We start from the raw sequence: 13554 nt of genomic DNA, 5'->3' as shown, positions 1-13554 counted from the left end.
ACCTACACCGGCCCGTTGGGGTCTTCGCCCGGCGCGCGCAGGTCGAGCACCGGGGCGAGCAGTGCCAGGCGCTGGGCCTCGGCGGCCATCGCCTCGTCGCCCTCCAGATAGGCCACGGCGGCGTTGTAGGCGCCTTCCAGCGACTTGCCGATACGCGCGCCGATGTACATCACATCGCCGCGGGTGTTCTCGGCGAACTGGGACAGCGCCAGGCCGACGAGGCCGACGCCCTCACCCTCGCCGCCGCCCCCGCCCCCGCCTCCGAACGACAGCGTGCCGGCCGCTGCCGCCGCGCTCTCCAGGGTCGAGCCGTAATGCTCGCCCCACCCCTCCAGATCCGACGCCCGTTCGCCGGCCGCCTCCAGGACGCCCTGCACGCCCTCCGGATCGATGTCCCACCCCGTCATCCCCGTCGTCCCCTCCGTGAGCCGGGTCAGCCGATGCCGTCCACCGCGCCCTGTGCGCGGCGCAGCGTGTTCTGCGCGGTGCCGTCGTTGTTCTCCAGCGTCGACTTGAGCAGGCCGATGATGGTGCGGACTTCCTCGGCCGCCGTGTTCCAGCGCTGTTCCGCGCCGTGGTACTGCTCGGAGACCCCGTCGGCCTGGAAGTCGGCCATGGCGTTCTTCACGTGGCCGTCGCGGGCGCTGATCACCTGCTCCAACTGCTGGATGACGCCGTGGATGTTGGTCTGCGCCTCCCCCGAGGCGTTGACGTCATACCCGATCCTGTCGTTGCTCATCCCGCCCCCTGTCAGCGGCCCGAGAAGCGGGCGCCGTCGAAGTTGGCCGCCGACATCGCCTGCCGGGCGTTGTCGGTGGCTTCCTGGTCACCGGTACGGAACGCCTCGTCCATGCCGGCCTGGCCGCCGAGGATCGCGCTCAGCGCGCCGTTCAGCTCCGCGGAGATCTCGGTGGAGCGTGCCTTGAAGGCGTCGAAGGCGGCCTTGCCGCCCCCGCTGAACTTGCCCTCCAGCGGCTCCGCCGCCGCGATCAGCTGCTGGATGAGCGTGCCCAGATCCGTGCTGGCACCCTGCGACTGCTGACGCAGCGTCGACAGCACCTGGTTGCCCATGTCGAACTTCATGCCCATGGTCCGGCTCCCCTCCCCTGGGTCCGTGTACGGGTGATGACGTTCTGTCTGCCGGAATGGTTCCCCGGATGTGACGCTCCGATCATGGCACGTGTCCGTACGGGATCGTAGGGTGGTGAGCGGAGTGGGAGGGGGACGTCGTGGCTCGGGACTATGACAGTCAGTTGCTGGAGTCGGTGTCGGTGCGGCGCCGACGGCTGCGGGACGCCCTGCTGTTCGGGGGGCAGCGCGTCCGGATGACCCTGGACGAGAACCTGGGGAAGAGCGTCGGCGGGATCGTGCTGGGCGCCGTGCTGTGTGCCGGTTGTGTGGGATGGTCGTTCCTCTCCGGGCGGATGGGGTCGGGCTCGTGGTGAGCCGGGTGACGCTGGTCGGTGACCGGCGGCGGATCGATCTGGTGCTGCCGGCCGAGGACCCGATCGGGGAGTTGCTGCCCGACGTGCTGCGGCTGCTGGGCGAACGGCCCGGCCGTACCCCCGCGTTGCGGCGGCTGGTCACCTCCGACGGCGCCGTGCTCGCCCAGGACGACACGCTCGCCTCGGCGGGTGTGGCCGACGGAGCGGTGCTGCGGCTGGTCCGGGAGCAGGAGACGCCGGCCGCCCCGGTCGTGCACGACGTCACCGATGAGGTGGCCGAGGATCTGGATCTGCGGCGCGGGAGATGGGACGCGTCGGTCCGCACCCTGAGCGCCGGCGGGTTCTCGCTGCTGCTCGTGCTCGTCGCCGTCGCCCTCGCGACCGCCTGGTACGGGACCGACCGGGTCGGCGGGTGGATCGTCCTGGCCGCCGTGGGCGCGGCGGCCGCGAGCGGGCCTGCCGTCTGGTTCAGGGCCCGGGAGCTGGGGACGGCGCTGATCCTGCTGGGTGGCGTGCTCGGGGTGTACGGGGCGCTGGTCATGACCTGGTCGCAGAGCGGTGCCGTGCGGCTCGCCGCCGCGGGGGCCGCCGTGGTCGTCGTGCTGGCGCTGCTCGGTGCCCTCACCCCGCTGGGCCGGGGCGGGCTGGTCGGTGCTGTCGCGGTCGCGCTGATCGTCGGTGTCTGGGAGATGGGGGCCCTGCTCATCGGCGGGGCGAGGACCGGGGTGCTGCTGGGGGTGATTTCCGTGCTGGCACTGGGTTTTCTGCCGCGGTTCGCGATGATGGCGGCCGGGCTGACGCGGCTGGACGATCAGCGTTCGGGCAGCGTCTCGGTCAGCCGGTACCGGGTGGACACCGCGCTGTCCGCCACCCACCGCGGTCTGGCCCTGGCCACCGTGGCCGTCGCGGCCTCGGCCGCGGCCGCCGGATGGCTGGCGGTCGGCGAGGTCAGCGGCTGGACGGTGGCGGTCACGGCGCTGCTCGGGATGATTCTGCTCTCCCGTGCCCGGGCCTTCCCGCTCGCGGTCGAGGTCCTCGCGCTGCTGTCCGCCGGGGCCGTGCTGTGGGTGCGGCTGATCGTGCTGTGGGCGCAGACCCCCGATCAGTCGGCGGCGTGGCCGCTGGTGGTACTCGGGGCATCCGCCGTACTGCCGCTGGCCCTGCTGGTCGCCCGGCCGCCCGACCATGTACGGGTCCGGCTGCGGCGGTTGGCGAACGGCATCGAATCGGTCGCGGTGGTGGCCCTGATACCGGTGGCTCTGGGGGCGTTCGGTGCGTACGGCCGGCTGCTCGACACGTTCTGACACAGGGAAGGGGAGGCGGTGATGTCCGCACCGGTACCGGGGGATTGGCAGCGGGATGTCTTTCAGGAGTTGGGCGGGGTGGCGGCCGAAGCGGTGCCGCCCGGGCCCGAGCCTCCGGCTGTGCCCGCGCCGCCGGCCGCCGATCGGCCCGTCGCCGCGGCGGCTCCTCCGCTCCCCGCGCCCGTCTCCGTACCCGTGGTGACGCCCGCGGTGCGGCGCGCGGGGCAGCGTGCCCGGCACGGTGATCCGCTGGGCCGGCGGGCCGTGCGGGCGCTGCGCGACGGGCTGTCGTCCACCGCGCGGGACACCGAGGAGGCCACCCGGCTGGCCAGGTCCGTGCAACAGCCCATCACCACCGGGCGGCAGATCGCGGTCACCAGTATCCGCGGTGGTGCGGGGAAGTCCACGGTGGCGGCGCTGCTGGGGCTGACCTTCGCGCACTACCGTGCCGACCCGGTGCTCGCCATCGAGGCCGACCCGGCGCTGGGTACCCTGCCGCGGCTGCTCGGCGCCAGCGAGGTCCGCTGGACGTTCCACGACCTGGCGCGGATCCTCGATCCCTCCATGCGGGTCACCGATGTGACGGGCTATCTGCTGCCCTACGCGGGCGGTGGCTGGCTGCTGCCCGGCAGCCAGGGTGCTGTCGGTGCCCAGCTCGACATCGACTCCTACCGGATCGTGATGACCTCGCTGCGGCGTTGGTTCGGCACCACCGTCGTGGACTGCGAGACGCTGCCCGCCGAGGTCGCCAGGACGGCGCTGACCACCACCCAGGCGCGGGTGCTGGTCGCTCCGGCCACCGCCGCCGGGGTGGCCACCACCCGTACCGTCCTGGACTGGATCGGCGGGCTGCACCGCAGCATGCTGCCCACCACGGTGGTGGCGCTCGCGCACACCTCCCCCGGCATGGGCGTCGATGCCCGCAGGGCCGCCGAGTATCTGGGCGTGGGGGGCGCCGCCGTCGTCCCGCTGCCCTACGACCGGGCGCTGGCGGAGGGCGGGCAGGTGCGCACCGAACTGCTCGGGCGCGCGACGCGGCAGGCCGCGCTCGGGCTCGCCGCCGAGGTCATGGACCGGGCCATGTCCCGGGGGCGGGGCGGAGCGAGGGGCGGCGGAACGGCCGCCGGGGTGGGCGGATGAGCAACCGGCAGGTGCACCGGCCGGCGCGCACCACCCGTCCGCTGCCCGAGCCCGCCGAGCGGCTCATCGAGGCACCGCCCAACCTCCCCGAGGGCAAGACGGGCTCGGCCGTCACCTCGCTGCTGCCGCTGGCCGGGATGATGGGCTCGATGGCGATGATGACCATCGTCCGCAGCAGCCAGTTCGCCGTGATCGGCGCCGTGGTGCTGGTGATCGCGCTGGTCGGCGGCATCGGGCTGCTGTTCTCCCAGCGGGGGCGGGCGCAGCGCACGCGGCGCACCCAGCGCGAGCGCTACCTGGAGTACCTGGAGGAACTGCGCGAGGAGCTGAGCGCGGAGGACCGCGCCCGCCGGGCCGCGGCCCGGGTGCTGTCTCCCGCTCCCGAGGCCCTGTACGACGTGGTGGCCGATCCGGCGCGGCTGTGGGAGCGGCGCCGCGGTGACCGTGACTTCCTGCGCGCCCGGCTGGGCACCGGCCAGGTGCCGGTCCGGGCGCTGCGCCTGGAGACCAAGAGCGGTTCGGTGCTCACCCCGCCGGACCGGTTCATGATCAATGAGGCCGCCGGGCTGCGCGAACGCTTCAGCACCGCCCCCGAGATGCCGCTGACCGTGCCGCTGGACCGGGCGGGCCACGTCAGCGTCCTGGGGGAGCGGGACGATGTGCTGGCCGTGGTGCGGACGCTGCTCGCCCAGACCGCTGTCGGCCATGCCCCGGACGACGTGGCGCTCGCCCTGGCCGTCCCGCGTGAGCGGCTGGGCGACTGGGCCTGGCTGAAGTGGCTGCCGCACATCCTGGACGGCGAGGAGCACGACGGGCCGGTACCCGCCCGGCGGATCGCCTCCGGGCTGCCGGAGCTGGCGCGTGCGCTCGGCGGCGAGCTGCGGCAGCGGGCCACCTTCGCCGCCGAGGTACGGCGCGGGCTGGCCGGGCGGGAGGCGCTGCGGCAGGCGAAGCGGATGGTCGTGGTGGCCGACGGCTACGGCGGCACCGCGGGTGAGCTGGCCCGGCCCGATGACGCGGTGTCGCTCACCGACATGGGCATCACCGTGCTGTACCCGCTCGCCGAACGCACCGACGAACCCGGGCACGTGTCCGTACGGATCACCGTCACCAGGGACGCCGCCGGCGAGCCGGCCGTCTCCGTCGAGGACCTGCGGGGCGAGGAACCGGTCACGCTCACCGGCACCCTGAACGAGGTCACGGCCGCCGGGGCGGCCGGTCTGGCCCGGATGCTCGCCCCGCTGCGGCTCACCCCCGAGTCGGCCGCGTCCGGCGCCCCGCTCTCGGGCCCGGTGGACTTCGGCGACCAGCTGGGGGTCGAGGACCCGGGGGCACTCGACCTGGACCGGCTGTGGGCGCCGCGCCGCGGCGATCAGGCGTTCCTGCGGGTGCCGATCGGCCTGGGCGACACCCGGGAGCCCGTGCTGCTCGACCTGAAGGAGTCCGCCGAACTCGGCATGGGCCCGCACGGGCTGTGCGTCGGGGCGACGGGCTCGGGCAAGAGCGAGCTGCTGCGGACCCTGGTCCTGGCCCTGGTCGCCACGCATCCGCCGGACGATCTGGCGATGGTGCTGGTGGACTACAAGGGCGGTGCCACCTTCGCGCCGTTCGCGCCGCTGCCGCATGTCGCCGGGGTCATCACCAACCTGGAGAACAAGGCGGGGCTGGTGGAGCGCGTGCACGCCAGCCTGGCCGGCGAAGTGCAGCGCCGCCAGCAGGTGCTCAAGCGGGCCGGTGAGCTGCCGGACATCGCCGCCTACGCCGCAGCCCGCGAGGAGCGCCCCGGACTGGAGCCGCTGCCCCACCTGTTCGTCGTCATCGACGAGTTCGGCGAACTCCTCACCGCCAAGCCCGACTTCATCGACCTGTTTCTGTCGATCGGGCGGATCGGGCGGTCCATCGGCGTCCATCTGCTGCTCTCCAGCCAGCGCATCGAGGGCGGCAAGCTCAAGGGCCTGGACACCTACCTCTCCTACCGGCTGGGACTGCGCACGTTCTCCCCGGAGGAGTCACGGACCGTCCTGGACACCCCGGACGCCTTCCACCTGCCGCCCCTGCCCGGTTTCGGCTACCTCAAGGTCGACACCAGCGCGTACGACCGTTTCAAGGCCAGTTACGTGTCCGGGCCCTACCAGCGGCCGGTGCGGCAGGAGCGGACCGCGCGGGACGACGGGCCCAGGGCCCTCCCGTACCCGGCCTACAACACGCTCGGCCAGGACGGGTCGAAGGACGGCGAGGAGCCCGCGGCACCCGCTCCCGCCCGGCGCACCGCCGGCCCCAGCCTGCTGGCCACCGTCGTGGACCAGCTCAAGCACGCGGCCCCGCCCGTGGCGCAGATCTGGCTGCCCCCGCTGCCGGCCGCGCTCCCGCTCGACGCGGTCGCCGGGCCGCTGGAGGCCGGTGACCCGGCCTCCCGGGGGCTGCGGTTCTCCCGGCCTCCGGCGGGCGGCGCCCTGCGCATCCCGCTCGGGCTGCTGGATGACCCCGGCAAACAGTGGCAGGGCCAGTGGGTCCTGGACCTCACCCGCGCCGGCGGGCACGCGGCGATCATCGGTGGCCCGCAGTCGGGCAAGACCACCCTGCTGCGCACCCTGATGCTCTCCCTGGCCCTGGGCCACACCCCGCACCAGGCCGCCGTCTACGGACTGGACCTGGTCGGCGGAGGACTGGCGACGATGGCCGGGCTGCCGCACACCGGCGGGGTCGCGGGCCGGGCCGACCGGGAACGGGCCGCGCGCACCGTCGAGGAGATCCGCACGATGCTGACGGCCCGCGAGGAGCTGTTCCGCGAGCACGGCATCGACTCGATCGACCATCTGCGGCGGCTGCGCGCGGCCGGCGGCTTCCCCGAACTGGGCTCCACCGACATCGTGCTCGTCATCGACGGCTTCGGCGAACTGCGGGAGGAGTTCTCCGACCTGGAGGACACCATCGGCGAACTGCTGCGACGCGGCGGCGGGTACGGCATCCACGTGGTGGCCGCGATGCTGCGCTGGAACGACGCGCGCCTGGCCGTCCAGTCCACCTTCGGCACCCGCGTCGAACTGCGGCTGAACGACCCCGGCGACAGCGGCATCGAACGCCGCCTCGCCCAGACCCTGAGCGCCGACGAGCCGGGCCGGGTGCTGACCGACGGCAAGCTGTTCGCGCACGCCGCGCTCCCGCGGATCGACGCCAGGGCCGACGACACCGACCTGCGCGCCGCCGTCGAACGCGCGGTGAGCGCCGTGCGGGCCGCCTGGTCGGGGCCGGGCGCGCCGCCGGTACGGGTCCTGCCCACCCGGCTGCCCGCACGCCGGCTGCCCGGCCTGGCCGCCGAGCCGCTGCGCGTGCCGATCGGCCTGGACCAGAACGCGCTGCGCCCGCTGCCGCTCGATCTCTTCGCACGCGATCAGCATCTGCTGATCCTCGGCGACAGCGAGTGCGGCAAGACCAACCTGCTGAAGCTGATCGTGGACGGCCTGGTGGAGCGGTACGGCGACGAGGAGCTGGTGTTCGCGGTGATGGATCCGCGGCGCGGGCTGCACAGCGCCGTTCCCGAGCCGTACCGGGGCGGCTACGCGCACAACGCCCGGCTGGCGGCGGCGCTGTCCGCCGGGATCGCCGGGGAACTCGACAAGCGGATGCCGGACGACACGCTGTCGCCGGAGGCCTTGGCGGCGGGCGGCGCGGTGCCGGGCGGGCCCCGGATCGTGGTCGTCGTCGATGACTACGACATCCTCACCACCGCGCGCCAGCAGCCGCTCGACCCGTTCGTCCCCTACCTCTCCTCGGCACAGGACATCGGGCTGCACTTCGTGGTGACCCGGCGGGTGGCCGGGGCGTCCCGGGCGATGTACGAGCCGTTCCTGATGACGCTGCGGGAGAGCGGCACCTCGGCGCTGGTGATGACCGGCGACCGTTCCGAGGGCCAGCTGTTCCCCGGTCTCTACGCCAAGGCCCAGCCGCCGGGGCGCGGCACGTTCGTACGCCGTGGGGAGCCGCACCGGCTCGTGCAGACCGCGCTGGCCCGCGAACCGGAGCAGCGGTGACCACCGCGCAGGGGGAGGAAGAGTGACGACGGACGTCATCGCGCTCACCGAGCGGATGCCCGACCCGTGGAGTCTGGTGGCCGGCCTGATGGCCGGCGGCCCCGACACGCTGCTGTCGGCCGAGCGGGCCCAGGGGGCGCTGCTCCAGCTCTGCGACGGGCAAGGCAGGCCGGTGGTGTCGGTCGAGGCGCCGATGCTGGTGCGGCTGCCTGGCGAGGTGGCCCGGCTGCTGGGAGCGGAGGCGGCGGTGAGCGGCCCGGTGTGGTGGACGGAGGTGCGGGCCGCCACCGGTACGCGGCGGGCGCCGGAGCTGGCCGGGATCATCGCCGCCCGGCTGGCGCGCCGTCTCGGCGGCACGGTGTGGCCCCCGGGGGCGGTGCCGCCCGACGGCGGCGAGGCCCCGGTGACCGGCGTGGTCGGCGCGGCGGCCCCGGCCGCGGCGCAGCCCGCGGTGGACGTGCTGACGGACAGCGCGGCCGTCGTCATCCAGGAGCGGCCGCTGGTGGCGGCGACGGCCTGGCTGGGCGACGCGCTGCGGGCGGCGCAGGCCGCGGGACGGGCGCTGCAGATCGTGACCCCGCGCGGTGCCCGGCTGTCCCTGCCGACGCGTTCGCTGCTGGGCGGGCTGCCCAACCGGTGGGTGGTGCAGGACGGCGCGGGCGGGTACTACGACGGGCTGTCCGGGTCCGTACTGCGCTGGCAGGACGGGGCGTTCGCCGCGACCGGCACGCCCGCGCCGCAGTTCCTGGACGGGGTGCCGCGGGCGGCGGTGAGCGAGGAGCGGCAACTGCTGCTCACCTTCACCACCCGGCGGCCCGCCGAACGGGAACTGCTGCTGGGCGGGCCGCTGGAGACGGTGTGGCGGGCGCTGACGGGCGGACCGCCCGCGGGGTGGGGGACCTGCGAGCCGGCGGCGCTTCCGTGGTCGCGGGAGGAACTGACCGGCCTGGTGCGGGGCCGGGCACCGAAGCCGACCTGGCTGGTGGTCGTGGGGCATCCCGAGGGCGCGGCGGCGATCGCCACCCTGCGGGTGCGGATCACCACGGGCGGCGTGGAGGAGGAGGTCACCTTCGCGCTCGGGCGGGCGGGCGACGCCCCCGCCGAGGTGCTCGGCCTGCCCGAGCTGGCCGGGGAGCTGTCCGCCCGGTACGGCCTGGTGTCGCTGCTGGCGCAGCACCGCCGGGCCCGTGCCGATCTCGCGGTGCCCGCCCAGCTGGAGGCCGGGCCCGCGCCGCTGGCGTTCGCGCTCGGGGCGGACGACGTGCACCGCATCGGGCTGCCGCACGCGCTGCGCCCACCCGTGTCCACCACCCCCGTGCGGCTGGACCCGGCGGAGCGGCCCGGGCTGTACTACCCGGTCCCGGACGGCGACTGGCAGGTGTTCCAGCACCTCATGGCGCATCTGCACAGTGCCGACCCGGAGCGGGGGCGGGCGGCGGCCGGCGGCTGACGGCCTGGCCCGGGCGGACCACGGCCGGCGGGGGTGGTGTCCGTCGTGCGTGCTCTCGGCGGAAGGTGGCATTCGGGGGATTCGTATGCTGAGGGGTATGAGTTCTTCGCCTTCTTCGTCCAGACCCTTCGATCTCGCGCACACCGACGACCTCATGGGGTTCCTCGGCGCGACGCCTTCGCCGTACCACGCGGTGGCCAATGCCGCGCAGCGGCTGGAGAAGGCCGGCTTCCGGCAGGTCGCGGAGGAGGCCGCCTGGGACGGGGAGAGCGGGGGGAAGTTCGTCGCCCGGGGTGGGGCGATCATCGCCTGGTACGTGCCCGAGGGCGCCACCCCGGCCACCCCGTTCCGGATCGTCGGCGCGCACACCGACTCGCCGAACCTGCGGGTCAAGCCGGTGCCGGACAGCGGGCGGCACGGCTGGAAGCAGATCGCCGTCGAGGTGTACGGCGGCACGCTGCTCAACACCTGGCTCGACCGCGACCTGGGCCTGTCCGGGCGGCTGTCGCTGCGCGGCGGCAACAGCGTGCTGGTGCACGTGGACCGGGCGCTGCTGCGGGTGCCGCAGCTGGCCATCCACCTGGACCGCGGTGTCAACGACGGGCTCAAGCTCGACCGGCAGCAGCACATGACCCCCCTGTGGGGCCTGGGTGAGCCGCGGGAGGGCGAGCTGATCGAGTTCCTCGCCGCCGAGGCCGGCGTCGAGGCCGGGCAGGTCGCCGGGTGGGACCTGATGGCGCACAGCGTCGAGGCGCCCGCCTATCTCGGCAAGGACCGCGAGCTGGTGGCCGGGCCGCGGATGGACAACCTGCTGTCCGTGCACGCCGGGGTCGCCGCGCTCATCGCCGCCGCCGGGGCGGAGCCCACCGCCATCCCGGTGTTCGCCGCATTCGACCACGAGGAGTGCGGCAGCGAGTCGGACACCGGGGCGGGCGGGCCGCTGCTGGGTTCGGTGCTGGAGCGCTCGGTCTACGCGCGGGGAGGCACGCCCGAGGACCGGGCGCGGGCGCTGGCGGGAACGTTCTGCCTGTCCTCGGACACCGGGCACGCCGTCCACCCCAACTACGCCGAGCGGCACGAGCCGGGCCACCACCCCATGCCGGGCCTGGGGCCGATCCTCAAGGTGAACGTCAACCAGCGGTACGCCACGGACGGGCGGGGCCGGGCCGTGTTCGCCGAGGCATGCGAGCGGGCGGGGGTGCCGTGGCAGACGTTCGTGTCCAACAACGCCGTGCCGTGCGGCACCACCATCGGGCCGATCACCGCGGCCCGGCACGGCATCAGCACCGTCGACATCGGGGTGGCGATCCTGTCCATGCACTCCGCGCGCGAGCTGTGCGGCGCCGCCGACCCGTACCTGCTGGCGAACACCATGACGTCCTTCCTGGGGCACTGAGTCCGCTGCCACGGGGGCGCGAAGCGGGGCCGGTCCGCACCACGGTGCGGACCGGCCCCGGCAACCCCTCGAACTGACAGGCGTTCGCACCCTAGGATTTGACTCACTCAAGGCATTCACCGGTCCCGCGCGAGCGGCGTACCGTGTGAATACTCCAAGCGACGATCGCCACGAGGGGCCCCGTGACCGTGCATCCCAGCCTGCAACCGTCCATCGATGCCTGGACCCAGTCGATCGAGGCGATATCCGAGCTGGCATCGGAGCTGGTGGGCGGCGAGTGGAATCGCGCCACCGAATGCCCCGGCTGGTCCGTGCGGGACGTCATCTCGCATGTCATCGGCAGCGAGTGCGAGGCGCTCGGCGACCCGCGCCCCATCCACTCCCTGCCGCGCGACCTCTACCACGTACGCAGTGAGGCGGGCCGCTACACCGAGGTGCAGGTGGATGTCCGCCGCCACCACACCGGGCCGGAGATGACCAGCGAGCTGGAGTACACGATCATCCGCCGCTCCCGGCAGCTGCGGAACGAGAAGCGCGACCCGGGGCACGAGCTGTCGCACCCTGTGCTGGGCGACATGACGCTGGAGATGTTCCTGAAGGTGCGCGCCTTCGACGTGTGGGTGCACGAGCAGGATCTGCGGCGCGCGCTCGGCAAGCCCGGCAACCTCGCCACGGACGCGGCGGTCATCAGCCGCGACGTGCTGCTCGGCATGCTCCCGAAGGTCGTGGCCCACGACGCGCAGGCGCCGAAGAAGTCGGCCGTGGTCTTCGACGTGCACGGGCCGGTGGAGTTCCTGCGGACGGTCCGGGTCGACGAGGAGGGCCAGGGTTCGGTGGACCGCAGCCCGTCGCTGGGCCCGGTGGTCACCTTCACCCTCGACTGGGAGACCTACTTCCGGCTGGCCTGCGGCCGTACCCGGGCCCGCCGGGTCGCCGACAAGGTGAAGATCGAGGGCGACGAGGAGCTGGCGGGGCGGATTCTCGCCAACTTCTCGGTCACGCCCTGACGCCTCAGCCGCGGTCGGGCTCCCGGCCGGTGGAGACGGTCAGTTCGATGACCATCTCCTCGGGGTCGAAGGGCTCACCGCGTGCCGGGGTCTGGTTGACGACCATGTTCTCGCCCAGCAGCACCTCGTCCTTGTAGACGAGGTTCTCCTCGTAGCGCCAGCCGGCCGAGCGGATGCACTCCTTCACGGAGTTGATGTGGAAGCCGTAGAAGTTGGGGGTGGACTTCGTACCGGGGCTCCCGTCCTGGTCCCAGTAGTCGTTGGCGTGCACGCAGGAGGTCGCGTCGATGACCTTCTCCGGGTCGCCCTCCTTGAAGCGGGGCTCCCGTTCGGTCTCGTTGTCGGTCACGTCCTCGGCACCCGTGTCCGAACCGCCCCCCGCATCCGAGCCCTTGTCTCCCTCGCCGTTCAGCAGCGAGAACACGGCCACCGCCGCGACCACCGCGATCGCCACCACCGCCGCGATCACCACGCCCACCGCGCCGCGCCGACCGCCGCCCGCACCGGCGGCACCGCCGCCGGGTGACACCGGCACGGTGGGCGTGATCGCGTACGGCGCGGGGGTGCCGGGGCCGTGGCCCGGCTGCGGGTAGCCGTAGCCGCCGGGCGCGTACGGCGAGGCGAGGGGCGTGGCCGGGCCGGCCTGCGCGACCGACGGCGGGGTCGGGGCGCCGAACTGCGGGTACACCGACGCGGCTATCCCGGCCCCGCTGTTGCCCGGCGCCGCGGCGGCCGGGTCGATGCGCGGTGCCTCGCCGCTCAGTGTGCCCGCCACCCGCAGGCACTCGGCGCGCAGCTCCTCGGCGGAGGGGAAGCGCTCGTTGGGGTTCTTGCGCAGCGCCCGGCCGACCAGCGCGTCCACCGCGGGCGGCAGCGCCGTGTTCACCGTGGACGGGGCCGGCGGCTCCTCCTGCACATGCGCGTACGCGATGGCCAGCGGATTGTCCGCGTCGAACGGCAGCCGCCCGGTGAGCAGCTCGAACAGCATGACGCCCACCGAGTACAGGTCGGAGCGGGCGTCGACGCCGCGCCCCAGCGCCTGCTCGGGCGACAGGTACTGCGGGGTGCCGACGACCATGCCGGTCTGGGTCATGGCGGTGCCGCTGGACTGCATCGCCCGCGCGATGCCGAAGTCCATGACCTTCACCGTGCCGCCGCGCTTGGCGATCATCACGTTGCCGGGCTTGATGTCGCGGTGCACCAGCCCCATCTCGTGGCTGATGTCCAGCGCGGCCAGCACATCGGCGGTGATCCGCAGCGCGGTGGCGGCGGGCATCGCCCCGTACTGCTCGACGTCCTCGTCCAGGAGGTCGCGCAGCGGCCTGCCCTCGACGAACTCCATGACGATGTAGGGGACAGGGGACTCGCCCTGCAGGTCCTCGCCGGTGTCGAAGACCGAGACGATGTTGGTGTGGGTGAGCTTGGCGACCGACTGGGCCTCGCGCTTGAAGCGCTCCCGGAAGTCCCGCTCGCTGCCCAGCTCGGAGTGCATGGTCTTGATCGCGACCTGCCGCTCCAGCACCGTGTCCCACGCCAGGTGCACGGACGCCATGCCGCCGCGCCCCAGCAGGGCCCGCAGCACGTAGCGCCCGCCGCCCACCGTGCGGCCGGTCAAGTCCGCAGGCGGACGGGCCTGGTCATTCATCGGTACTGATCCCCCTAGGCATATGGAGTGTTCCGGGCGCGAAAGGCCCCGGATCCCCGCCCGTATCATACGGACCCGCGTTCCGGGCTCGGCGTGGCGGCGGATAACGACCGCATCAATACTCAACTTGTCAGCG

General features: G+C 73.7%; 11 protein-coding genes. 7 read left to right on the top strand and 4 right to left on the bottom strand.

All coding sequences use genetic code 11. From position 1 onward, the window contains the following. Window positions 1–2 precede the first annotated feature (2 nt). Genes H7827_RS14435 through H7827_RS14425 form a run of 3 tightly spaced genes read right to left on the bottom strand, consistent with a single transcriptional unit; the run spans window position 3 to window position 1083 of the window. A complete protein-coding gene (locus H7827_RS14435) occupies window positions 3–407 on the bottom strand; it encodes a DUF6507 family protein (protein WP_030732759.1) in 405 nt (134 codons plus the stop codon). Window positions 408–433: 26 nt separating this feature from the next. Continuing rightward, on the bottom strand, window positions 434–739 hold the full coding sequence (locus tag H7827_RS14430) for a pore-forming ESAT-6 family protein (RefSeq protein ID WP_030732761.1): 306 nt from the start codon (window positions 737–739) through the stop codon (window positions 434–436). Between the two features lie 11 nt (window positions 740–750). Then, the gene (locus H7827_RS14425; RefSeq protein ID WP_030732762.1) at window positions 751–1083 is read right to left on the bottom strand and encodes a hypothetical protein; all 333 of its coding nucleotides are present in this window, start codon (window positions 1081–1083) and stop codon (window positions 751–753) included. 146 nt (window positions 1084–1229) lie between these two features. Here H7827_RS14425 and H7827_RS14420 point away from each other — a divergent pair, with 146 nt between their 5' ends. The 7 genes from H7827_RS14420 to H7827_RS14390 all read left to right on the top strand — a co-directional run bounded on the left by H7827_RS14420 (window position 1230) and on the right by H7827_RS14390 (window position 11773). Further along, window positions 1230–1445 carry a hypothetical protein gene (locus tag H7827_RS14420; protein WP_030732764.1) on the top strand — a complete coding sequence of 72 codons (216 nt, stop codon included), beginning with the start codon at window positions 1230–1232 and terminating at the stop codon, window positions 1443–1445. Continuing rightward, window positions 1403–2749 carry a type VII secretion integral membrane protein EccD gene (eccD, locus tag H7827_RS14415; protein WP_432745575.1) on the top strand — a complete coding sequence of 449 codons (1347 nt, stop codon included), beginning with the start codon at window positions 1403–1405 and terminating at the stop codon, window positions 2747–2749. Before H7827_RS14420 ends, eccD begins: the two co-directional genes overlap by 43 nt. A gap of 21 nt (window positions 2750–2770) precedes the next feature. Beyond that, on the top strand, window positions 2771–3889 hold the full coding sequence (locus H7827_RS14410; protein WP_432745573.1) for a hypothetical protein: 1119 nt from the start codon (window positions 2771–2773) through the stop codon (window positions 3887–3889). Next, window positions 3886–7920: a type VII secretion protein EccCa gene (eccCa, locus tag H7827_RS14405; RefSeq protein WP_432745571.1), complete on the top strand. Its 4035-nt coding sequence runs from the start codon at window positions 3886–3888 to the stop codon at window positions 7918–7920. The genes H7827_RS14410 and eccCa overlap by 4 nt, the downstream gene beginning before the upstream one ends. 22 nt (window positions 7921–7942) lie before the next feature. Beyond that, window positions 7943–9370 carry a DUF6177 family protein gene (locus tag H7827_RS14400; RefSeq protein WP_432745569.1) on the top strand — a complete coding sequence of 476 codons (1428 nt, stop codon included), beginning with the start codon at window positions 7943–7945 and terminating at the stop codon, window positions 9368–9370. Between the two features lie 97 nt (window positions 9371–9467). Then, window positions 9468–10766, top strand: a complete 1299-nt coding sequence (locus tag H7827_RS14395) for a M18 family aminopeptidase (RefSeq protein ID WP_432745567.1) — start codon at window positions 9468–9470, stop codon at window positions 10764–10766. A gap of 182 nt (window positions 10767–10948) precedes the next feature. Beyond that, window positions 10949–11773: a maleylpyruvate isomerase family mycothiol-dependent enzyme gene (locus tag H7827_RS14390; protein WP_386537679.1), complete on the top strand. Its 825-nt coding sequence runs from the start codon at window positions 10949–10951 to the stop codon at window positions 11771–11773. Between the two features lie 4 nt (window positions 11774–11777). On the opposite strand, the gene H7827_RS14385 is transcribed toward H7827_RS14390, so the two are convergent. Then, on the bottom strand, window positions 11778–13418 hold the full coding sequence (locus H7827_RS14385; protein WP_432745564.1) for a protein kinase domain-containing protein: 1641 nt from the start codon (window positions 13416–13418) through the stop codon (window positions 11778–11780). Window positions 13419–13554: the final 136 nt, after the last annotated feature.

This window comes from Streptomyces sp. JH002 (assembly GCF_050916115.1).
GTDB classification, from domain to species: domain Bacteria; phylum Actinomycetota; class Actinomycetes; order Streptomycetales; family Streptomycetaceae; genus Streptomyces; species Streptomyces xiamenensis.
Note: the sequence above shows the minus strand (reverse complement) of the source record. Positions and strands in the feature narration are given on the sequence as shown.